Origin of the sequence: Suipraeoptans intestinalis, assembly GCF_009696485.1 — a bacterium.
Lineage (GTDB): Bacteria > Bacillota > Clostridia > Lachnospirales > Lachnospiraceae > Suipraeoptans > Suipraeoptans intestinalis.
On sequence record NZ_VULY01000018.1, the window covers coordinates 154,709 to 178,195 of the forward strand.

At 48.1% G+C, this 23,487-nt stretch carries 17 protein-coding genes; 1 reads left to right on the forward strand and 16 read right to left on the reverse strand.

What is annotated here, in order from left to right; genetic code table 11:
• Positions 1-37: 37 nt before the first annotated feature.
• From FYJ34_RS01470 to FYJ34_RS01480, 3 genes are read right to left on the reverse strand one after another with little or no spacing between them, the layout of a single operon-like run.
• Positions 38-1,507, reverse strand: coding sequence for an N-acetylmuramoyl-L-alanine amidase family protein (locus FYJ34_RS01470; protein WP_154475607.1), 1,470 nt, complete (start codon positions 1,505-1,507; stop codon positions 38-40).
• A gap of 21 nt (positions 1,508-1,528) precedes the next feature.
• Positions 1,529-3,772: a DNA gyrase/topoisomerase IV subunit A gene (locus FYJ34_RS01475; protein ID WP_154475609.1), complete on the reverse strand. Its 2,244-nt coding sequence runs from the start codon at positions 3,770-3,772 to the stop codon at positions 1,529-1,531.
• A 21-nt stretch (positions 3,773-3,793) separates the two neighbouring features.
• A complete protein-coding gene (locus FYJ34_RS01480) occupies positions 3,794-5,716 on the reverse strand; it encodes a DNA gyrase/topoisomerase IV subunit B (RefSeq protein WP_154478753.1) in 1,923 nt (640 codons plus the stop codon).
• A gap of 222 nt (positions 5,717-5,938) precedes the next feature.
• Here FYJ34_RS01480 and rpsT point away from each other — a divergent pair, with 222 nt between their 5' ends.
• Positions 5,939-6,202 (forward strand): 30S ribosomal protein S20, encoded by a 264-nt coding sequence (rpsT, locus tag FYJ34_RS01485; protein ID WP_154475611.1) that lies wholly within the window; start codon positions 5,939-5,941, stop codon positions 6,200-6,202.
• Positions 6,203-6,363: 161 nt separating this feature from the next.
• On the opposite strand, the gene FYJ34_RS01490 is transcribed toward rpsT, so the two are convergent.
• The 13 genes from FYJ34_RS01490 to FYJ34_RS01550 all read right to left on the reverse strand — a co-directional run bounded on the left by FYJ34_RS01490 (position 6,364) and on the right by FYJ34_RS01550 (position 23,423).
• Positions 6,364-7,797, reverse strand: a complete 1,434-nt coding sequence (locus FYJ34_RS01490; protein WP_154475613.1) for a carbon starvation CstA family protein — start codon at positions 7,795-7,797, stop codon at positions 6,364-6,366.
• A 362-nt stretch (positions 7,798-8,159) separates the two neighbouring features.
• Positions 8,160-9,179 (reverse strand): ketol-acid reductoisomerase, encoded by a 1,020-nt coding sequence (gene ilvC, locus FYJ34_RS01495; RefSeq protein ID WP_154475615.1) that lies wholly within the window; start codon positions 9,177-9,179, stop codon positions 8,160-8,162.
• A 23-nt stretch (positions 9,180-9,202) separates the two neighbouring features.
• Complete coding sequence (gene ilvN, locus FYJ34_RS01500; protein ID WP_154475617.1) at positions 9,203-9,700, reverse strand: acetolactate synthase small subunit; 498 nt, start codon at positions 9,698-9,700, stop codon at positions 9,203-9,205.
• Positions 9,701-9,889: 189 nt separating this feature from the next.
• The gene (gpmI, locus tag FYJ34_RS01505; RefSeq protein WP_154475619.1) at positions 9,890-11,428 is read right to left on the reverse strand and encodes a 2,3-bisphosphoglycerate-independent phosphoglycerate mutase; all 1,539 of its coding nucleotides are present in this window, start codon (positions 11,426-11,428) and stop codon (positions 9,890-9,892) included.
• Between the two features lie 114 nt (positions 11,429-11,542).
• Positions 11,543-12,292 carry a triose-phosphate isomerase gene (gene tpiA / locus FYJ34_RS01510; RefSeq protein WP_154475621.1) on the reverse strand — a complete coding sequence of 250 codons (750 nt, stop codon included), beginning with the start codon at positions 12,290-12,292 and terminating at the stop codon, positions 11,543-11,545.
• A gap of 15 nt (positions 12,293-12,307) precedes the next feature.
• The gene (locus FYJ34_RS01515; protein ID WP_154475623.1) at positions 12,308-13,501 is read right to left on the reverse strand and encodes a phosphoglycerate kinase; all 1,194 of its coding nucleotides are present in this window, start codon (positions 13,499-13,501) and stop codon (positions 12,308-12,310) included.
• A 93-nt stretch (positions 13,502-13,594) separates the two neighbouring features.
• Complete coding sequence (gene gap, locus FYJ34_RS01520; RefSeq protein ID WP_154475625.1) at positions 13,595-14,608, reverse strand: type I glyceraldehyde-3-phosphate dehydrogenase; 1,014 nt, start codon at positions 14,606-14,608, stop codon at positions 13,595-13,597.
• Positions 14,609-14,723: 115 nt separating this feature from the next.
• Positions 14,724-15,527, reverse strand: a complete 804-nt coding sequence (locus FYJ34_RS01525) for a histidinol-phosphatase HisJ family protein (RefSeq protein ID WP_154475627.1) — start codon at positions 15,525-15,527, stop codon at positions 14,724-14,726.
• Positions 15,524-16,615, reverse strand: a complete 1,092-nt coding sequence (gene mnmA / locus FYJ34_RS01530; protein ID WP_154475629.1) for a tRNA 2-thiouridine(34) synthase MnmA — start codon at positions 16,613-16,615, stop codon at positions 15,524-15,526. The genes FYJ34_RS01525 and mnmA overlap by 4 nt, the downstream gene beginning before the upstream one ends.
• 15 nt (positions 16,616-16,630) lie before the next feature.
• A complete protein-coding gene (nifU, locus tag FYJ34_RS01535) occupies positions 16,631-17,068 on the reverse strand; it encodes a Fe-S cluster assembly scaffold protein NifU (protein WP_154475631.1) in 438 nt (145 codons plus the stop codon).
• A 46-nt stretch (positions 17,069-17,114) separates the two neighbouring features.
• Positions 17,115-18,305: a cysteine desulfurase NifS gene (gene nifS / locus FYJ34_RS01540; protein WP_154475633.1), complete on the reverse strand. Its 1,191-nt coding sequence runs from the start codon at positions 18,303-18,305 to the stop codon at positions 17,115-17,117.
• Positions 18,306-18,425: 120 nt separating this feature from the next.
• Complete coding sequence (locus FYJ34_RS01545; protein ID WP_154478755.1) at positions 18,426-18,884, reverse strand: RrF2 family transcriptional regulator; 459 nt, start codon at positions 18,882-18,884, stop codon at positions 18,426-18,428.
• Between the two features lie 186 nt (positions 18,885-19,070).
• Positions 19,071-23,423, reverse strand: coding sequence for a SpaA isopeptide-forming pilin-related protein (locus FYJ34_RS01550; protein WP_154475635.1), 4,353 nt, complete (start codon positions 23,421-23,423; stop codon positions 19,071-19,073).
• Positions 23,424-23,487 lie beyond the last annotated feature (64 nt).

Here is a 23,487-nt window from a genome sequence, read left to right on the forward strand (position 1 = left end):
GCCTTTTTGTTATATGATTCCCAGAGCCCTGATTTCTTTACGGGATCCACACTCCTGCCTCATTGAAAGTGTACTTTGCTCCATTTATCAGATATTCTCCGGTTACCATGACTCCGTTAGAGTCCAGATAATACCAGCTCTCTCCCAGTTGCTTCCAACCGGTAGTCATCACGCCTTCGTTGGAGAAGTAGTACCATCTGCCGCCTATCTGCTGCCAGCCCACAGCCATGCTGCCTCCTTCTGTCAGGTAGTACCAGACGTCTCCTGCCTGCTTCCAGCCGGTAGTCATCACTCCTCCATTGTCAAAGAAGTACCACTTGTCTCCCGCCTGTTTCCAGCCGGTGGCCATGCTTCCTCCCTCCGAGAAGTAATACCACTTGCCGCCTATCTGCTGCCAGCCCACAGCCATGCTGCCTCCTTCTGTCAGGTAGTACCAGACGTCTCCCGCCTGCTTCCAGCCGGTGCTCATCTCTCCTCCGTCATGGAAGAAATACCAGCTGTCTCCTACCTGTTTCCAACCGGTGCTCATGGCTCCGCTGCTGCCAAAATAGTACCAGTTTCCACCCAGCTGTTTCCAGTGAACGGCCATTTTTCCGTCGCTGTTCAGATAATACCAGGAATTCCCGATCTGCTTCCAGTCCGTCCGCATCGCTCCGTCCTCATGGAAGAAATACCAGTCATCTCCCACCTGCTGCCAGTTTGTCGCCATTTTGCCACTGTCTGTCAGATAATACCAACTGATTCCGGACTGTTTCCACCCGGTTACCATCGCTCCGTCAGAATCCAGATGATACCAGTGTCCCCCTATCTGCTGCCAGCCAGTCAACATCTCTCCGCTACTGTTCAGATAGTACCAGTTTCCTTTGTCGTTCAGCCATCCTGTCACATAGGCGCCGTTCGCATCTTTGTAATACCACCGGCCTCCCTGCTGAACCCATCCGCCGGGCTCCTGCCAGATCACATCATCCTCCTGATTGTGAGGAGGATTGGGAACATCCTGATCAGATGATCCGGAAAAATCCGGCCGGATCACTCCCCAGTAGGGATTGTAGTTGTTAAATCCATTATATTTTACGTAGGCAATCTTCTGAACCATCTTCACATTGTTAAAATTCTGGTGATACGTGACATAGTCACTCTCATAGATCCCTACATGACCGTATCCGCCCATTCCGCCCGTATATACCAGGATATCTCCAGGCTTTGGAGTGGCTCCCTGGATCCGCTTCCAGCCTGTCGGAAGTGCATTGTTTGTATAATCGGCTCCGTTCCCAAGTACCGGCATCACTCCCAGATACCGATAATAAGCGCGGATCAGATCCACACATTGTACTCCATAAGCATTATCGTCGTCGATGCTCTTCCCTACCTGGGAACGTACCCAGTCCATGGCTTCGCTCTGTGTCCTGCCCGTCCAGGCTTTTGCTGTGGAGCGGTAAGATGCAATTCCTAAAAGCATCAAACACACGGCTCCAAAAAGCATGCCCGTCTTCCGTAACATCTTCATGTATCTGCCTCCTTAGAAATATTATGCCCCTCTGTTTTTGATACCTGCCGTATCCCTTTTTGCCTGCTTCAGACGGTTAAGAGATACTTCTTTTCCCTTATAGGAAACTTTCGTTTCCACTCCTTCTTCAAACAAATAGATTGCCTCCACAGTATCCTTTGGCTTTAGCTTTATGCCCCGGACGCCAATGGCGGTCTTCTTCTTTTCCGGCACTTCATCTGTGGAAAATCTCAGGAAGTAACCATTTTTTGATTGTAGCACAATCTGCTGTCCTTTTCTAGCCGGTTTTACAAAAACCACCCTGTCATCTGCAGAAAGTTTTGTGGCACTAACGGTTCTCTTGCTTACCAAAAACTCCGATGCGTCTACTATCTTCAGCATTCCCTGGCCGGTTCCAAAAAGCAGTTTTCCCTGATGAAACTGCAGTTCATCACAGGCATAGACTACCTCTTCCGCTGCACTGTTGTAATTACTTATATTGTCTATGGGGATCCCTTTATCTCTGAATTTGCCGCACGGCAGATCCATAACCTTTATCTGATGCATCTGACCGGTATCCGTAAACAGGCAGATCTTTCCCGTGTTCTTGCAGGGGATCACCAGCTTATGCTCTGCATCCGCCGCCTCCTTGTTCCGTTCATATACTGCCGTATCCACCGTTCTGCCATAGCCAAACCGATCCAGCAAAAAGAAGACCTCTTTCTCCTCTATAGCCTTTTCTTCATAAACGGCCTCTTCTGCATTCTCGATCGTCGTCCTTCTTGCTCTTCCAAATTTTTCTTTTAGTCGATCCAAATCTTCTATGATCACCCGGCTCATGGAATCATAATTGTTCAAAATATCTTCATATTTTGCAATATTTGCCAGCGTTTTTTCATGTTCCTGTATCAGGGCCTCCACTTCCAGGCCGATCAGCTTATACAGGCGCATCTCCAGGATCGCTGCAGCCTGACGTTCTGTAAACCGAAGCATGGAAGCCAGTTTTTTGGAAATCTTATTTTTAAACTGGATCTTTTCTACCGTCCCATGGATCAGGCAGTCCTTTGCATCCTGTATGGACTTGCTTCCCCGCAGGATCTCGATGATCAGGTCGATCACATCGCAAGCTTTGATCAGCCCTTCCTGCACTTCTTTTCTGTCTACTTCTTTTTTTAACAGATTCTGGTATTTTCTTGTAGTCAGGTCAAACTGGAAGTCTACATGATGTTCTATGACTTTTTTCAGTCCCATGGTCTCCGGTCTTCCGTCTGCCACTGCCAGCATATTGACCCCGAAAGTGTCTTCCAGCTTGGTCTTTTTGTACAGCATGTTTTCCAGATTCTTTGGATCCGCACCCCGCTTCAGTTCGATCACAATACGAATCCCCTCTTTCGAGGATTGATTGGAGATGTCCACAATATCGCCGGTTTTTTTCTGTTCTACCAGACTACACACATCATTCAGAAATCTGCCGATCCCGGCTCCCACCATCGTGTACGGGATTTCCGTGATCACCAGCTGCTTTTTCCCGCCTTTTCCTTCTTCTATGGAAACCCGTCCCCGTAAACGAATCTTTCCCATTCCACTCTCATAGATCTCCGGAAGCTGATCCTGATTTACCACGATCCCTCCTGTGGGAAAATCAGGTCCTTTTACATATTTCATCAACTGCCTGGTGGTAATGTCTTCGTTCTCCATATAGGCCTTGACGGCATCGATCACCTCTCCCAGATTGTGGGTGGGAATGCTGGTTGCCATTCCTACCGCGATCCCTTCTGCTCCGTTGACCAGCAGGTTCGGGATTCTGGCCGGAAGCACCTGCGGCTCTTTCTCCGTTTCGTCAAAATTGGGGACAAAGTCTACAATATCTTTATCCAGATCTGCCAGATACGCCTCCTGGGTCACCTGTGCAAGACGGGCTTCCGTATAACGCATGGCCGCAGCCCCGTCGCCCTCGATGGAGCCAAAGTTTCCATGCCCGTCCACCAGAACCATTCCCTTTTTGAAGTCCTGTGCCATAACCACCAGTGAATCATAAATGGAGCTGTCTCCATGCGGGTGGTATTTACCCATGGTATCTCCCACGATACGGGCCGATTTTCGGTAAGGTTTGTCGTATCGGATCCCCAATTCATGCATATCATACAGCGTTCTCCTTTGTACCGGCTTTAGTCCGTCTCTGACGTCCGGCAAGGCCCTGGATATGATAACACTCATGGCATAGTCAATATAAGACTTCTTCATGATATCCGAATACTCTGTTCTGATAATCTGTGTATCTTCCATTGTCTTTCTCCTCTATATCTCCTAGATATCCAATTCTGCTTCCGCAGCATTTTCATAAATAAACGCTTTTCTCGGAGGAACTTCCGTCCCCATCAGCATCTCTGTCACTCCGGAAGCCATTCTCGCATCTTCGATCTCTACCTGTTTCAGCACTCTCGTTTCCGGATTCAGTGTGGTATCCCACAACTGTTCCGCATCCATTTCTCCCAGTCCCTTATACCTTTGCAGGGTAAATCCACCTTCATGTGTTCTTCTGTAAGTCTCCAGTGCCTTATCGTCATACAGATATTCTTCCTCACCTTTTTTTGGCATTACCTTATAAAGAGGAGGCATGGCAATATAAATATGCCCTTCGTAGATCAGTTCCGGCATAAACCGATAGAATAAAGTCAGCAGTAGCGTAGAAATATGGGCGCCGTCCACATCTGCATCCGCCATGATGATGATCTTTCCGTACCGCAGCTTACTGATGTCAAAATCATTCCCATAGCCTTCGGAAAATCCGCACCCGAAGGCATTGATCATCGACTTGATCTCTGCATTTGCCAGCACCTTGTCGATGCTTGCCTTTTCCACATTCAGAATCTTTCCACGAATCGGAAGGATCGCCTGATATTTCCTGTTTCGGGCCGTCTTTGCCGACCCTCCCGCAGAATCTCCCTCCACGATAAAGATCTCGCACTCTGCAGGAACCCTGCTTTCACAATTTGCAAGTTTTCCGTTGCTGTCAAAGGAGTATTTTTGCTTTACCAGAAGATTTGTTTTGGCCTTTTCTTCTGACCTCCTGATTTTTGCCGCCTTTTCCGCACAGGAGATCACCTTTTTCAATTGCTCCAGATTCCTGTCGAAATATCGGGGCACTTCCTCTCCGGTCACCTTACCGCACGCTTTTGCAGCGTCCGGATTGTCCAGCTTAGTCTTGGTCTGTCCTTCAAATCTGGGATCCGGATGTTTCAGGGAAATTACTGCCGTCATCCCGTTTCTGATATCTGCCCCGGTAAAATTGGCGTCTTTTTCTTTCAGGATCCCCAGCTCCCTGGCATATTGATTCATGATGGTGGTAAACGTCGTTTTAAATCCTGTCAGATGCGTTCCTCCTTCTGCATTGTAAATATTGTTGCAGAATCCCAGAACATTCTCATGGAACTCATTGACATACTGAAAGGCACCCTCTACTTCGATGCCTTCTGCTTCTCCTTTAAAATAAACGGGCGGATGAATGGTCTCTTTTTTGGCATTCAGATCCCGGATAAAGCCCAGGATCCCTTCCGGTTCATGATAAACGACCGCCTCCGGTTCTGCTCCCCTTTTATCTGCAAACAGAATCGTCAGCTTCGGATTCAAATAGGCTGTCTCGTGCAGCCTGCTTTTGACTTCTTCGCTTTTAAATTTCGTCTTTTCAAAAATCTGATCATCCGGTAAAAAGTTTACCTTTGTTCCTGTTTTTCTGCTTTTTCCCACCACCGGAAGAAGTCCGTTTTCCAGCGGGATGACCGGAGTCCCTCTTTCGTACCTGTCGTGAAAGATCTTTCCTTCCCGGCTGATCTGCACATCCATGTAGCAGGACAAGGCGTTGACTACAGAAGATCCTACCCCGTGAAGACCTCCGCTGGTCTTGTAGGCTTCTCCGTCAAATTTTCCGCCGGCATGCAAGGTCGTGTAGACGACCCGCGCCGCCGGAATTCCTGTACGGTGCAATTCTACCGGAACTCCCCTTCCGTCATCCTCCACCGTCACGGATCCGTCTGCTTCCAGCGTCACCCGGATATCGGAGCAATAGCCCGCCAAATGCTCATCTACCGCATTGTCTACGATCTCGTAGATCAGATGATGCAGGCCTTTGGTCGATACACTCCCGATATACATCCCCGGTCTTTTTCGTACTGCCTCCAGTCCTTCCAGCACGGTAATGCTCTCTGCACCATACTCTTTCCTTGCCGCCATGATCTTCCACCCTTTCTCCTTGTTTTCTACTCTCACAGTTTCCATATCGTACCACAAAAAGAAAGCCCCGACAATTGTTATCGGAAATGTTTTGAAAATTCTATTGACAGAATGACCGGTCTGTCCTACAATAAATTCGTGTGTTTCGTTAGAACGTCCGTGTCCGGATCTAACGAACCGGACATTCAAAATCATGAATATAAGGTATTGGAGGTGGACAGATTGGCTAACATCAAATCTGCAAAGAAGAGAATTTTAGTAAACGAAACAAAAGCTGCCAGAAACAAGGCAATTAAATCTAAAGTAAAGACTTACGTAAAAAAAGTTGAGTCAGCAGTTGCGAACAACGATGCAGAAGCTGCTGCTGTTGCTTTGAGAGAAGCAACCGTTGAGATCAACAAAGCAGGAAGCAAGGGTGTATATCACAAAAACACCTGCTCCAGAAAGATTTCTCGTCTTTCAAAAGCGGTCAACAAGATTTCTTAAGAAGTATTTCTTACATAATAATAACAAAAACAGCCATACCGTCACAATGGCTGTTTTTTATTTTGTCTGGAAAACCTGTCCTCCGGTTTCCCACAGAAAAGGAGGCTGCTCCCATCCGGGACATCCTCCTTTTCAAATCCTGATCTTCTTCAGGTTATTTTTTATTTTTTCTGCTGTAAAGCCGGAAGCAGTCCTTTGACGAAAAACAATACCGTCAGAAGCAGCGCCACGCAGATCCCTACCGGATATCCGATGGAAGTACTCAGCTTAAATCCTTCTTCTGCGATCAGGATATAGGTTACGCTGACTGCCGACATAAAGGCGGCCGGAATGGCGGCGATCAGACTGTATCCAGGATGTTTCCCGCTTTTTACCAGGTAGGCTGCGCCTGCCCAAAGTGCGATCATGGCCAATGTCTGATTGGACCAGGAGAAGTATCTCCATACCACGCTGTAATCTATAAAGGAGATCAAATATCCCAAAAGAAGAAGCGGCGCGGATAAAAGGAGCCTCTTTTTCGTATCCTTCTGATCAATATGAAACCAGTCTGCAATGGTCAGTCTGGCACTTCTAAACGCCGTATCTCCGGAAGTAATGGGGCAGGCGATCACGCCGATCATAGCCAAAACTCCTCCCAAGGGTCCTAAAAGAGAGATGGACATATTGTACACTGTCGTAGAATTTCCACCGCCCGCCTCCAGAAGTCCTGTCATCAGCCCTCCTGTCTTGTTATAAAAGGCACAGCCGGCTGCCGCCCAGATCAGAGCGATCACTCCCTCTGCCACCATGGCTCCATAAAAGATCCTGCGGCCCTGTTTTTCTGAAGTCAGACATCTTGCGATCATTGGCGACTGGGTCGCATGAAAACCGGAGATCGCGCCACAGGCAACTGTAATAAACATCAGAGGCCAGATAGGCTTTCCGGCCGGATGGAGATTTTTCAGGGTGATTTCCATCATCGGCCTCGTCCCGCTGTGAAAGATCGTAGCACCTGCAATCCCCACTGCCATAATGATCAGGCAGATTCCGAAAATGGGATACAGCTTTCCGATGATCTTGTCGATCGGCAGCATGGTCGCCAGGAAATAATATACCAGAATGATAATGGTCCATACACGCACATCCAGTATGTCCGGCGTAAGGATGGCCAAAAGCCCTGCCGGTCCCACCATAAACACGACTCCTACCATGACCAGAAGGATCACGGAAAATACCCGCATGACCTGCTTCATTCCGCCTCCCAGATAGGTGCCTACAATTTCCGAAATGCTTGCACCGTCATTACGGATGGAAAGCATACCGCTTAGAAAATCGTGAACCGCTCCTGCAAAAATGGTTCCCAGAACGATCCATAAAAATACAGAAGGCCCCCAGATCGCCCCGGACAGCGCCCCGAAAATGGGCCCCAGTCCCGCAATATTCAACAGCTGGATCAAAAAGGCACGCCACGGCTTCATGGGCACATAGTCCACTCCGTCCGGATGCGCCACACACGGCGTCTTTCTGTCATCCGGCGCAAATATTTTCTCAACCAACACTCCGTAGGTGAAATACCCTACGATCAACGCCAGCAAACACACAAAAAATGAAATCATCTGCATTCCCTCCTCTTTTTTGTTCTTACAAGCAAATAACTCTTTATTATGTCTATCTATAGTTTAACACACTTTTTTCTTTCCGATGCCTGTCCATTTTTAACCGATTTCCGCTCCTGATATTAAAATACATCCTATCCCGGAGGATGCTTCCTGTTGCATATCTTTTGCTCTTTTTGCTTCCAAAAAAAGAAGGATCTGTAAGAGAGTCTTTTCCTTCTTCCAAATCCTTCTTGCTTTTTAGCTTTTTAGCTTTTTAGCTTTTTTGCTTTTTAGCTTTTTTATTTTCTTACTTCTATTTTATTGCTTTCCACCTTGTCTCTTCTGATCTCCCGTGAAAGAAACATCCTTCTGTCTGACTCCTAGTTGTTGATCAGCTTCTCTGAATCGCTCCAACTATAGAGACTTCTAACCTCTTTTCCTACTTTTTCGGACGCATGCTCAGCCGCCAGCTTCCGCATCGCCCTAAAGTGTGCCTGTCCGCCTGCCGCAGACATATCCAGAAGGAATTCTTTTGCAAAGCTTCCGTCCTGAATATCGGAAAGAATCTTCTTCATGGCTTTCTTTGTTTCCTCTGTAACGATCTTCGGTCCTGTTACATAGTCTCCGTATTCTGCCGTATTGGAGATGGAGTATCTCATTCCCTCAAAGCCTGACTCATAGATCAGATCTACGATCAGCTTCATTTCATGTACGCATTCAAAGTATGCGTTCCTCGGATCATAACCGGCTTCCACAAGGGTGTCAAAGCCCGCCTGCATCAGAGCACATACTCCTCCGCACAGGACAGCCTGTTCTCCGAAAAGGTCTGTTTCTGTCTCTGTCCTAAACGTCGTCTCCAGAACTCCGGCTCTTGCGCCGCCAAGCCCTGCCGCATATGCCAAAGCCACATCCAGCGCTTTTCCGGTAGCATCCTGCTCAATGGCCACAAGACAGGGCGTTCCTTTTCCCGCCTGATACTCGCTTCTGACGGTATGTCCCGGCGCCTTTGGCGCGATCATAGCCACATCTACCTGCTCGGGAGGAAGGATCTGTCCGAAATGAATAGCAAATCCATGGGCAAACATCAGCATGTTCCCGGCTTCCAGATTGGGCTCGATGTCTTTCTTGTACAGATCCGCCTGCTTTTCATCATTAATGAGGATCATAATAATATCAGCCTGTTTTGCCGCTTCTGCCGCAGTATATACCTTCAGTCCCTGTGCCTCCGCCTTCGCCCAAGACTTGCTCCCCTCGTACAGACCAACGATCACATCGCAGCCGGACTCCGTCAGATTCAGGGCATGGGCATGTCCCTGGCTTCCATAACCGATGATGGCGATCTTCTTTCCTTTTAATAATTCCAGATTACAGTCTTCCTGATAAAAAATTCTTGCTGACATTTCTTGTTCCTCCTAAAATTCTCTTAATCGATATAGGTCACATCTTTCATCCCTCTTGCAAGCCCCGTAATTCCGGTCCTTGCAATCTCCAGGATTTCATGACCATCCAAAAGGTTTAAAAACGCATCCAGTTTTGACTGGTTTCCCGTCAGTTCCACCATGAGAGATTCTTTTTCCACATCCACGATCTTCGCCCGGAAAATCCCTGCGATGGAAATGATCTCCGCCCTTTCAGCGGCGTTGGCACGAACCTTCACCATGATCAGCTCGCGGAACACTGACGTTTCCGGCTTCAGCACTTTGATCTCGATAATGTCCTCCAGTTTCCTGACCTGCTTTTCAATCTGCGCAAGGATCAGCTCATCTCCGCTTGCCACGATGATGATACGGGTAAATCTGGGGTCCGCCGTCAGTCCTGCCGTAATGCTGTCAATGCTGTATCCTCTTCTGCTGAACAGTCCTGAGATCCGGCTTAACACTCCGGGATTGTTGTCTACCAACAATGAATATACTCTCTGCATATTCCACCTCTTTCCTTTCTTTTTTCGGTGTCGGGTTTCCTTTTTGAAACCCTCAGTGCATAAAACAGAGTGCGTTCTGTTTTTAATATAGCAACACACTCTGTTCTTGTCAAGATATCTTCTTGCGATTTTTTGTTTTTCTTTTTCGCGTTTCTTTCTGACAAAGGATGCTCTGCCTTCCGGCAGCCTTTATCTAAGCAAAAGGGAAGTCCCCGTCATCTCCCCGGGCTGCTCCATTCCCATCAGATCGATCAGAGTCGGCGCGATATCCGCCAGACAGCCTCCCTCCTTCAGTCCGTATCCCTCTCCTGCGTTCACCAGGATAAAAGGCACCGGATTGGTGGTATGGGCGGTAAATGGTTCTCCTGTTTCTTCATCGATCAGCTGCTCTGCGTTTCCGTGGTCGGCACATAAAAACATTTGTCCATCTACCTCCTGCAAAGCCTCCACGGTTTTTCCCACGCACGCATCCACCGCTTCAATCGCTTTGATGGCGGCGCTCTCCACTCCGGTATGCCCTACCATGTCCGGATTGGCAAAATTGATTATGATCACATCATACTTCTGGGAACGGATCGCCTCTGTCAGCCTGTCGCAGACTTCATAGGCGCTCATCTCCGGTTTCTGGTCATACGTAGCCACCTTGGGAGATTTTACTAGAATCCTTTCCTCTCCCACATTGGGCTCCTCCACTCCTCCGTTAAAGAAAAAGGTCACATGCGCGTACTTCTCTGTCTCGGCGATCCTGGCCTGTGTCATGTGATGTTCTGCCAAAAATTCTCCAAACGTATGGGTGATCTCTTCTTTTACAAAGGCCACTTCTTTATTGGGAATGGTCACGTCATACTCTGTAAAGCATACGAAAGTGGTCCGGATCCGTTCTTTTCTGTCAAATCCTGTAAAGTCTTCCTGACAAAAGGCTCTTGTGATCTCTCTGGCTCTGTCCGGTCTGAAATTAAAGAATACGACAGAATCCCCGTCTTCTACACATCCCACCGGTGTTCCGTTCTTCTCCACCACCGAGGGAACCATAAATTCGTCTGTAACGCCGTTTTCGTAAGAGGCTCCTATTCCGGCTACTGGATCCTGGATCTTTTCTCCCTGTCCTTTTACCATGGCCAGGTAGGCTTTTTCCACCCTGTCCCAGCGGTTGTCCCGATCCATTGCATAGTAGCGTCCCGAAACACTGGCAACCTTGCCGACTCCTGTTTTTTTCATCTGTTCACACAATTCTGCCACAAACTCCCTGCCGGAAGAAGGAGGCGTATCCCTTCCATCCAGAAAGCAATGCACATAGACGTTTTCTACCTGCTCCCGCTTTGCCAGTTCCAGAAGTCCGTAAATATGCTCCTGGTGGCTGTGAACACCTCCGTCAGAAACCAGTCCCATCAGGTGAAGGGATTTTCCGTTTTCCCGGGCAGCCCTGCATGCTTTTTTCAAGACAGGATTTTCAAAAAAATCTCCGTCCTGAATGGATTTTGTGATCTTGGTCAACTCCTGGTACACGATACGCCCTGCGCCCATATTCAGATGCCCCACTTCTGAGTTCCCCATCTGTCCGTCGGGAAGTCCTACGGCCAGTCCGCTGGCATTTCCTTTTACAAACGGACAGGTAGCCATCAACCGGTCCATCACCGGCGTCTTGCCTTCCGCCACGGCGTTCCCTTCTTTTTTTTCATTCAGGCCGTAGCCATCCAGGATCATTAATACTGTAGGTTTCTTTTTCATTCCAAATTCCTCTTATTTCCTTCTTCTTGTAAGCTTCTTTTAAAACAGGACCGCTGTACAATCCAGCGGTCCTGTATCAGCTCTCTTACTGCCCTTGCAGCCGTTGCTTCTTCTTTATCTGTAATTTACGATCTTTCCGAATTCTTCCTTCAGGGAAGCTCCGCCTACCAGACCTCCGTCAATATCTGCCTGGGCGAACAATTCGGCCGCATTTCCTCCGTTTACGGAGCCGCCGTACTGAATACGGATCGCTTCTGCAGTCGCGTCGTCATACATTTCCCTGATACACTGACGGATCCCTGCGCAAACCTCTTCTGCCTGCTCTGTGGTAGCGGTCTTTCCGGTTCCGATCGCCCAGATGGGTTCATAGGCGATCACTGCCTTCTGTGCCTGTTCTGCCGTGATCCCAAGGAATCCCACCTTTACCTGCTGACGGATAAAGTCCATGGTCACACCCTGCTCTCTCTGCTCCAGCGTCTCTCCACAGCACATGATAGGTGTGATCCCGTGTTCAAACGCCTTGTGCATCTTTTTGTTGACGGTCAGATCTGTCTCCGCAAAATATTCTCTGCGCTCAGAATGACCCAGAACCACATATTCTACTCCTGCATCTGTCAGCATAGCCGGAGAGATCTCTCCTGTATAGGCTCCGCTTTCCTCAAAATACATGTTTTCTGCGCCCACCTTGATATTGCTTCCTTTACAAGCTTCCACCACCGAAATGATGTCAATCGCAGGTACGCAAAATACCACATCTACCTCGTCACTTGCCACCAGTGGCTTCAGCATCTCCACCAGCTTTACCGCCTGACTTGGCGTCTGGTTCATCTTCCAGTTCCCTGCTACGATCTTTCTTCTTGCCATGTTTTTTCTCCTTCTCTATTTGTCATTTGCCGCTGCCACTCCGGGAAGCTCCTTGCCTTCCAAAAATTCCAGAGAGGCTCCGCCTCCGGTGGAAATGTGAGTCATCTTGTCTCCATATCCCAGCTGGTTTACAGCCGCCGCTGAGTCTCCGCCGCCGATAATGGTGGTGGCCTCCGTCTGCGCCAGCGCCTTTGCTACCGCCTCTGTACCGTGTGCAAAATTCGGCATCTCAAAACAGCCCATGGGACCGTTCCACACGACCGTTCTGGCATCCTGTACGGCGTCGCAGAAGGATTTGACAGTCAGCGGTCCGATATCCAGTCCTTCCCAGCCCTCCGGGATCTCTCCTTCTTTTACGACCTGTCTGTTGGCGTCATTGGAAAAGTCGTCTGCGATCACGTTGTCCAAAGGCAATAACAGGTTCACACCCTTTTCCTTTGCTTTCTGGATCATATTCCGTGCGTATTCACAATAGTCTTCCTCCAGAAGGGATTTTCCGACACTGCCCCCTTTTGCCTTCGCAAAAGTATAGGCCATGCCGCCTCCGATGATCAGCGTATCTACTTTATCCAGAAGGTTCTCGATCACGGAAATCTTGCTGGACACCTTGGCTCCGCCCAGGATCGCAACAAAAGGTCTCTCCGGATTGTTCACCGCATTTCCCAGGAAATCAATTTCTTTCTGCATCAGATATCCAACCACTGCCGTTTCTACAAACTGGGTGACTCCCACGTTAGAGCAATGCGCCCTGTGGGCCGTTCCAAACGCGTCATTTACAAAGATGTCGCACAAAGAAGCCAATTCTTTGCTAAATGCTTCTCCGTTCTTCGTTTCTTCCGCTCTGTATCTGGTGTTCTCAAGCAGTACTACGTCTCCGTCTTTCATGGCCGCCACTGCTTTTTTCGCTTCCTCTCCTACAACTTCTTTATCCGCCGCAAATACTACCTCTTTGTCAAGAAGCTGGGACAGACGCACGGCAACCGGCGCCAGCGAAAGCTCCGGAACCGGCTCTCCCTTTGGTTTCCCCAGATGAGAACAAAGAATCACCCTTCCCCCGTCTGTGATCAGCTTCTGAATCGTAGGAAGTGCCGCAACCAGACGGTTTTCATCCGTGATCTTTCCGTCGATCAGAGGCACATTAAAATCACAGCGGACCAGCACACGTTTCCCCTTTACCTGAATATCGTCGATCGATTTTTTATTCAGCATACCAAATCCTCCTCTAACTGCTTTTGTTGTTTGATAACGTAAAAGGAATCCGGTCCACTGTGACCGGACCCCTTTTGAGTCTTCCTAAATACTTTATGCTAATTCTGCAAAATATTTAATCGTTCTTACCATCTGACTTGTGTAAGAGTTCTCATTGTCATACCAGGATACCACCTGTACCTGTGTGGTTCCGTTATCCAGCGGAAGCACCATCGTCTGTGTAGCATCAAAGAGAGAACCGAACCGCATTCCAACGATGTCGCTTGAAACGATCTCGTCTGTGTTATATCCGAAGGATTCGTTTGCTGCTGCCTTCATCGCTGCATTTACCTGATCTGCCGTCACAGTTCCTTCTACGACTGCCGTCAGGATGGTAGTGGATCCTGTCGGCGTAGGAACACGCTGCGCTGCTCCGATCAATTTTCCGTTCAGTTCCGGAATAACAAGTCCGATCGCTTTTGCTGCCCCTGTGCTGTTGGGAACAATGTTTACGGCTGCCGCACGGGATCTTCTGAGATCTCCCTTTTTCTGCGGTCCGTCCAGCGTCATCTGATCTCCTGTATAAGCATGGATCGTGCACATGATACCGGATTTGATAGCTGCCAGATCATTCAGTGCCTTTGCCATCGGCGCAAGACAGTTGGTGGTACAGGAAGCTGCTGAGATCACAGTATCCTCTGCCTTTAATTCATCATGATTTACATTGTAAACGATAGTAGGAAGATCGTTTCCGGCCGGTGCTGAAATGACAACCTTTCTTGCTCCTGCCTTCACGTGTGCAGATGCTTTCTCTTTGGAGGTGTAGAATCCTGTACATTCCAGAACTACGTCTACTCCGATCTCTCCCCAGGGAAGCTCCTCTGCATTTGCTTTTGCATAGATCTTGATCTCTTTTCCGTCTACCACGATAGAATCTTCTGTCGCTTCCACCTTATCTGCCAAAGCATATCTTCCCTGTGAAGAATCATATTTTAACAAATGAGCCAGCATAGCCGGAGATGTCAGGTCATTGATCGCTACAACCTCATATCCCTCTGCTCCGAACATCTGTCTGAATGCCAGACGTCCGATTCGTCCAAAACCATTAATTGCCACTTTTACTGCCATGATCCAATCCTCCTAAAGTTTTTCCTAGTATTTGAAATTCGAACTGTAAAAAACACTTCAACTTCTGTGATATTGTACTAAATTTGATACAACATTTCAAGTAAATTTCCCATTTTTATGGAAGTTGCTTAAAAACCGGTATTCTGGAAGAAAATTCTGTGTAATATTTAAAACCACACGCTTTCAGGTACTCTACTCCTTGCGTAAACCGATATCCGATGTGCTCCGGACTGTGTGCATCCGAGCCCATGGTAATGATCTCTCCGCCCAGCTCCCTGTATCTTTGCAGGATCCTTTTGTGTGGGTGTGGAAAGGAAAGTCCGTATTTCAGTCCGGCCGTATTTACCTCCAGTCCCTGTCTTCTGTCTACAAGAAGGCGCAGGATCTCATCGATGATCTCCATCAGAGGCTCCAGCCGGTAGCTTCCTTCCTTCTCCCGTCCATACCGGACCACATAATCCAGATGCCCCAGAACATCAAATTCTTCACAGGCCCTTACAGAAGCCAGATTCGCTTCCATCGCCTGTTTGTAAACCTCCATATCTGTCTTTCCTTGAAACAGTACTCCCTTGGCAGGATCCTCTCCCTGGATGCAGTGAACGGATCCTATGATAAAATCAAAAGGATGAGAAGCTGTCAGTTCCCTGTAATACTTTCCCAGATAAGGACGAAGTCCCAGTTCCACCCCGATTCCCACGTCTATTTTATCCCGGTACGCTTCTTTTAAGGGCTGCAGCGCCTTGAAATATTCCTCCACAGGGAAAATACACTCTTCTCCCCATTCCATATCATCCTTGTCAAAGTGATCGGTCAGACATATTTTTTTCATCTGTTTTTGGATCGCACCCTCAATCATTTCCTCCGGTTTCGCCTGGGAATCATGGGAAAATGCAGTGTGCATATGTACGTCCGCCCTCATAGGATCCACCCTTTCCGGATCACGCCGCCGCCTACCACCAGTTCGTTGTCATAAAGAACCAGCGCCTGCCCCGGAGCCGCCGCTCCCTGCGGTTCTTCAAAAATACAGACAGCTTCCCCTTCATCCACCTGTTCGATGCGGCACCGGCCTCCTTTGTGATTATATCGGATCTTTCCCCACAAAGTCTTGTTCCGGGGAAACCGTTCTTCTGACATGAGATTTAATTCCCCGATCCTGATGTGGGTAGACAGTGTATCCTCCTTCTTCCCCAGAACAACTTCATTGGTCTGCGGCCGTATCTCCAGAACAAAAACCGGAAATCCCAAAGCGATCCCCAGTCCCTTTCTCTGTCCCACAGTATAATGCACGATCCCTTTGTGTTTTCCCACCACTGTTCCGTCCTTCAGCACAAAATTTCCGGGACAGCTTCCCTTGTCCGTGTTCTGTTCAATATATCCTGCATAGTCTCCGTCCGGAACGAAACAGATGTCCTGACTGTCCGGTTTTTTTGCGATCCGAAGGGAAATCTTCTGCGCGATCTCCCGAATCTCCTCCTTATGGTAATCTCCCACAGGCATCAGCGTTCTTGCCAGCTGCTCCTGGGTCAGATTATACAGGGCGTAGGTCTGATCCTTCCCTTTCGTAACGGAAGTTCGGATGGACCGGCGTCCGTTGGGCAGGCTGACAATCCTTGCATAATGGCCGGTTGCAATATAATCCGCTCCGATATCCATGCTTCTTTTCAGCAGGGAGTCCCATTTGACATGGCGATTACAGGCAATACAGGGATTTGGCGTTCTTCCCTGCAGATATTCTTCCAGAAAATAGTCTATGACCTTCTCCTTAAATTCTTTTTTAAAGTTCATCACATAATGTGGGATGCCGATGGCTGCCGCCACCCGTCTGGCATCGTCTACCGCACTCAGCCCGCAGCATCCTCCCTGCTCTTCCTGAAAAGTCCTGTCCTCATCCTGCCAGATCTGCATCGTGACGCCGATCACGTCATATCCTTCCTCTTTTAATAAATAGGCAGCCACAGAGGAGTCAACTCCTCCGGACATGCCTACCACTACTTTTTTTCGATTCATGTTGTCTCCCGAAATTTAATATTCTTCCTCTTCTTCCTCTTCATGAATATCCGACTTTGGCTTTTCCAGCCCTTCGATCTTTATCTGGTGTTTCTCCGCATAATCCCACAACGCCGCATGGATGGCCTCCTCTGCCAGCAAAGAGCAGTGTACCTTTACCGGCGGCAGTCCGTCCAGCGCCTCCATCACTGCTTTGTTAGTGATCGCCATCGCTTCCTGGATGGATTTGCCTTTGACCAGCTCCGTAGCCATACTGCTTGTGGCAACCGCGGCTCCGCAGCCGAACGTCTTAAATTTGACATCCCGAATGATCTGATCGTCGTCTATATCCAGATAGATCCGCATAATGTCTCCACACTTTGCATTCCCTACCGTTCCTACGCCGCTGGCATTTTCTATTTCTCCCATATTTCTTGGATGCTGGAAATGATCCATTACTTTTTCTGTATACATATTCATACCTCCTGGTCTGCTTTTTGGACTTGTTTTTTCAGTCTGTCTACTTTTCTGAACCGTGTTTTTTTATAAAATCCTCATAGAGAGGAGACATCTTCCTTAACTGCGCAATAATCTCTTTCAGGCTTTCCACTACATAACTGATTTCTTCCTTCGTCGTCTCCTCACTCAACGTCAGACGCAGGGAGCCGTGGGCGATTTCGTGAGGCAGCCCGATGGCCAGCAGTACGTGGGAAGGGTCTAAGGACCCTGAAGTACAGGCAGAGCCGCTGGATCCGCAGATTCCCTTCATATCCAGCAGGATCAGAAGGGATTCTCCTTCAATGAAGCGGAAACTGAAATTGACGTTGTTTGGCAGTCTGTCCGTCCGGTGCCCGTTCAGTTTCACATAGGAAATTTCCGATTCGATCTGACGGATCAGTTCATCCCGAAGTTCGATCTCATGTCTGGCCCGCTCCTCCATGGTAGCCGCCGCTCTTTTTACCGCTGCTCCCAGTCCTACGATGCCCGGAACATTTTCCGTACCTGCCCTCCTCTTTCTCTCCTGTCCTCCGCCGTGGATGAAAGAGCGAATCCTTACGCCGGTGCGGATGTAAAGGAAGCCGATCCCCTTTGGTCCGTTTAATTTGTGGCCGCTGGCACTCAGCATGTCAATGTGGCACGCATCCACCTGAATGGGGATCTGTCCGAAAGCCTGAACGGCATCCGTATGGAACAAAATTCCGTGCTCATGGGCAATTTCGCCGATTTCCCTGATGGGCTGGATCGTTCCGATCTCATTGTTGGCATACATGATAGAGATCAGGATCGTCGTCGGACGGATCGCCTTCCTTAACGCATCCAAATCCACCTTTCCGTCTGCATCCACATCCAGATAGGTTACCTCAAATCCGTTTTTTTCCAGGTATTCCGCTGTATGCAGGATCGCATGGTGTTCTATCTTACTGGTGATGATATGGTTTCCTTTGCTCTTGTACGCCTCTGCCGTAGCCTTCAGCGCCCAGTTATCCGCCTCAGAGCCTCCGGCCGTAAAATAGATCTCGTTGCTTTTTGCTCCCAGCACATCTGCTATGATCTCCCGCTGTGCCGCGATCACTTCCTTGTTCCCGGCTGCAAAGCTGTAAACACTGGAGGGATTTCCGTACTGCTCTGTAAAATAAGGCAGCATGGCTTCTACTACCTCCGGTGCAGTCTTTGTGGTTGCCGCATTATCCAAATAGATAGGTCTGTTCATTTTGCACTCTCCTTTTCACTGTTATGTTCTGCTGGTTTCTATGTCGCTGCACCCATATCCTGCAGCCGTCCAAAATCCTTTTCCTGTCTTTGTTTTTCTTCTGATCCCTGCCCGGACCTGTCAATTTACACATTGTGGTCCCGGAGAATTGCCCGCCGGATTTTTTACCCGGCTTTCCCATACCAGTTCGCTCAATTTGATCTCATCGACAGTTTCATTGATACTGTTATTGATCTTCTGCCAGACGTACTTGGTCACACAACTGTCTGCTCCCTGGCAGCCTTCTTCCTCGTGAAAGGCTCCGCACCGGACAGGCTCCAGATCTCCCTCCAGCGCCCGCAGCACATCTCCCACCGATACGGTATCCGCCTCTTTCGCCAGCACATAACCGCCTCCGGCTCCCCGGATGCTGGTCACCAGTCCCGCCTTTTTCAGAAGCGCCATCAATTGCTCCAGATATCGTTCGGAAATGTCCTGTCTTCCGGCAATGCTTCCTATGGATACCGGTTCCTCCTCTCCATAACGAGCCAGATCTATAATAGCTCGAAGGCCATATCTTCCTTTCGTGGAAAGTTTCATGCTTCTCACCTTCTTTTCAATTCCTACTTTTTTACTAGGGTTTGCATTCATAGAATACCACGCTCCCTCATCCCTGTCAACAACATCTGCTGTATCTATTTCCGTACACAATTTCTGCATCTAAAAAGAAACCAGCGCTTTACAGAAATCGCTTCTTTCCTGTGCGCTGGTTCTTTTTATTTCCTGTTATCTGTTTTTCCGGCGGAGGCTCATTCTCACGATCCCCAGCATACTCAGGCCACTTACAAGCAGCCATATCGCACTTCTTGCCGGAGCAGCCGCATCTCCCGTCTTTGCTGCCCTTTTTACTTTGGATGTTCCTCTGGTCGCATCTTTCTTTTCCGGTTCAGGGAGCTTCCGATTCACCACCGTCTGTTCCAGGGTTTTCCCATCTTCACGAATTTCAAAGCGATACCTCTGCTCCTCCTTCTGGTAGCCTTCCGGAGCCTTGCTTTCCACCACTTCGTAAGTTCCATAGACCAGATCCGCAAATACCGCCATTCCCGCATGATCCGTGATCTGCCTTTTCACTTCCTTTCCGTCCTGAAGCAGTGTAAATTCTGCTCCGGAAAGGGGATGTTTTTCCCCGTCCTGCTTGTATATCTTGACAGTGCCTTTGATCTTTCGATTCGTTACCGTTCCCAGATCTATCGCAGTCTCCTTGTTTTCTTTCACAGATACTTCCAGGCTGTCCTCCTTTTGTACATACCCTTCTATCGTCTGTATCTCTCTGATCTCATAATCGCCATAGGGAATATCACGAAAGAGCACCTCGCCTTTCTCGTCACTCGTTGCCTCTGCGATCGGCTTGTCGGTCTCTCCCTTTCCATAGATCGCAAAGGTGACGCCTGGCAGCTTCCTTCCCTTTTCATCCTGGTCTGCCTTTGTCAGACGAATATCTCTGCGAATCGGCCTGTTTTCAAACACCTGCACTTCTACCGGTTTTTCTTTCGTCACCTGGATCTTCCGGCCTTTGGGTTCCAGGATCTCATAGCCTTCGATTCCCTTGCTTTCTACCAGCGTATACTCTCCAAAAGGAACGGTAGAAAATACCGCTTCTCCTTTTTCGTCCGTCACTTGTGTGGCAATCAGCTTTTCTCCCTGCATCAAACGAAATTCTACGCCGGAAAGAGGGATCTCTTCTTTGTTGTCTCCTGTTTCTGTTGAGATCTTTCGGATGGAGACTTCTCTTGCCTGCGGAATGATTCCTGCATTTCTGACGGCAGACTTGGAAATGGGATTTAAGGAAAATCCATAGCTGTCTCCTCGCTGACCCGATACTGTTTCCACATTGCTTTGGTTGTTTGCCGTCCCGTTGACTTCCGTAAAGATTTCATAGGTTTCCTTTGCAAAACGGATGCGGTAGTCTCCTCTTTTGAACACTTCTATCTGGTAGTGTCCTTTTTCATCTGTTACAGCGGTAAGAGGGACTCCCTTTGGATCTTTTGCCACTTCTTTGGTGGCAGAATCCACCACCTCTATCCTTCTTCCTGCAATCCGCTCTTCTGTTTCATCCATAACGCCATCTTCATCCGTATCATCAAATAAAACGCCTTCCACCCCATACTTCTCGTAGGTTACTTTCACAGAGTTTCCCTCTGAATACGTTTTTCCATCTGTTGCGATAGCGGAAGAATTAATGGCCACTTCCCCCGGGGTCAAAGTTTTGTCATAGGGCATCCGGCAGCAAAGGAAGAAGTCCACTTCCGATTTTGATTCCATCTGTACGCCCTTTTTTAAAACAAATTTCACACTTTTTACCTGAGAAAACTCCTGTATCTGCGCTGCTGTCAGCCACTGTCCGTCCCTGACGCTTTCCAGATCTTTTCCCTGCGCCGCCACCTGATAAAAGACGTCAAATTTTTCCAGTGCCGCCTGATTTTCAGGAAGGCTTTCCAAAGACTGTACCAGCTTTGTGGAAAATTGGGATGCACGATCCAGATATTCTCCCTGATCGTTTGCTACGATGTAGTGGTCTCCTTTGTACGGCAGAACATCTATGATATATGCATTCTGCACATTGGCGATCGTATTATTGAAAATATTGATCTTATAATAAAAGGAATACCCCAGATCTCCTGTCGCAAACAAGGTGAAATTATTCCTGTCATACCCTACCTGTTTCTTTACCAGTAACTCATACGGGGGAATATAGTTGATGTAGGAACTGGTGGCAGCAAGCATCTCGTCTACGTTTCCATTTTCATTTAGATCCAGCACATCTGTATATTCATTTTCCTTATCTTGCGGCAGGATCACATCATTGTTGCCATATACCATAAAGCTTTCTATCTTGTTATTTCCTGCATTGGCAGAAGGCAGTGCCCTGATTTTCGTTTCTATTCTCGCAGAGTTATACCGATAATCACTAGGGTCCATATGAGGGATCGTGTAGATTACAGCAGTACGCCCTGTATTTTTAAAGTTCTCTACAACCTGCGGCGCTTCGATCTTGTCAAGATACCCGTAGGTTCCGGTGGTACTGTCATACTCAAATGCCGGCGGCAAAAGCTGGATCACCTTAACATGTTCCAATGGTTCATTTGCCAGTGGTCCCCAATTTCCCCGGTTATATTGGGCATAGACTTGCGTGCTGTATTTAAGAAAGCTTCCCGATGCCGAGTAAGCAACGCTTTGGTTCTCTGTATTTGTGATCTCAACTTTGGGATTAATGATCCCGATACCGGTACGCGCCCAGTAATCATTTCCCTTTACCAGGCTTCTGTCCTTTTCGGCTGTATCCATGCCTTCTCCCAGTCTGCTGGTTACCACTGATGCTGAGGCATCTCCATAGTAATATTGTCGGAGGGCATACGTGCCGTCCTGAAATTTTTTCTCTTCTTCCTTCGTCGGATAAGCCTGCGTAATTATTCGCACAGCGCTGTTATTTAGCTCTATCGGTCTGGACAGCTCCAGTTCCAGCTTCAGGTATCTGGCCTGCGTGTCCTCGATCGCCACTTTCTCCTGATATTTAATATTTTCCCGGATCAGTTCTTTCGTGCCATCCGCCCGGATCCCATATAGCTTATTGGGAGCATTAATGGCTTCTATCATAGCATTTCTGATCTCTGCCTTTCTTTCCTCTGACAATCTCGGGGAATAATCCATCACTTTGGCAACGGTAAAATACTTATAATACAACCTTCCCGTATCTCCCCGGCTGATGAGGTTATCCGTAATGCTCCATACCTTTGTCGTCTGTCCGTTGTCCGGGTTTTGGGCAGATTCTCCATTATTACTGTTTCTGACGTCCAGTGTATAGATCAAACCCTCTGCCGTCTGCTCCTGCTTCCTGTCATACAGTTTTTTTCCATAATAGGTATAGTCACCCTCACTTATGTCATAACTTATCCCATTTTCCGTGGTTCCGGCTCCGGTAAGATTATCCTTCCATATGCTGAACTCGCCGCCCGGCTTAAAATAAACCGGAATCAGATAGTAGGATGCTTTTTGGTCCGGCAATCGCCTCTCATCACTTAATCCTGCATTCACAATATAGCTTGCTTCAATAGTATAAATTTGGGGATCTCCCGTTTCATCAAAAAAAGGAGCATTAACCATGCTGATGAATTCACCCCAGGAAGTTATCCCGACTTTTCCTTCACGCCATCCTTCCCTTACATAGCTGATATCCGGATTCTCTCTGAAAAAAGTAGCGATCCTTGTCGTTTCATCGTAGGTCCAGCCCGCTCTCTTTGCATGCTCCGTCAGTTCTCCGTAGGGAGGCATTTTAAATTGCATTTTAATATTTTTAGGACGTCTGTAATCCACACGCTCTGTCAGATCTTCCGGTTCTGTCACCGTTTCTGAAAACATAGGGAAGACGGTTACTTCTGTTTCCCCCGTCGTTTTCTGATTCTCCGGAATATTTCGTGCATGGTAGAAAAAAGCCTCTTTTGCCTTATCATATCCTGACGCATACCACATATTAATGTGGCTGTCATTGATTTCCAGCCAATCAGCCTTTGCCGTGTAGATCTTTTGTGTGCTGTAAAGCACTTCCTTCCCCTGGAGATCCGCCAGGGTCACGTTCGTTCTATCCTCTCCGTCACCCTGCAGCATCTGAAAATCCACCGTTACCCGATCTCCCGTTTCTGCTTTTCCACCGATAAACTTGAACGGGAACGGAAATGTGATATTGGTGCCTCCTGCAATCGCATTTAATTTATAGACCATGTAATAATGCGTCTCATCTTCCAGATATTTTGAAAGGTATGCATTTTGTGAGTCTACAAATTGAGGCTTTGCAGCCTTACCTTCGTTTTTTTCTACCCGAAGGACCAGCCATGGGTTTTCTATTTTTACGCCATCTCCCGACACCACAAGATTTGCCGCTGCATTGACAGGGGCTTCCGCTTGGAATTCTGTTTGCTCATTCTGGCTTCCGTCTCCTTCCAGATTAAAAATACGTACAGAAACATTCTGCGTATCTGCCGCCTGAAGAGAATCTGTAAATCCTCCCGGCCAAACACTCAGCAGCACTGCGCATGCCAGCAGAAACCCGATTCCGCGCCTCTTAATTTGTGTCACTTTTTTCATAAGTATCCTCCTCACTCCTGTAGCTTCTTGCTATTATAACATATTACCCTCCTGTTCCATAGGA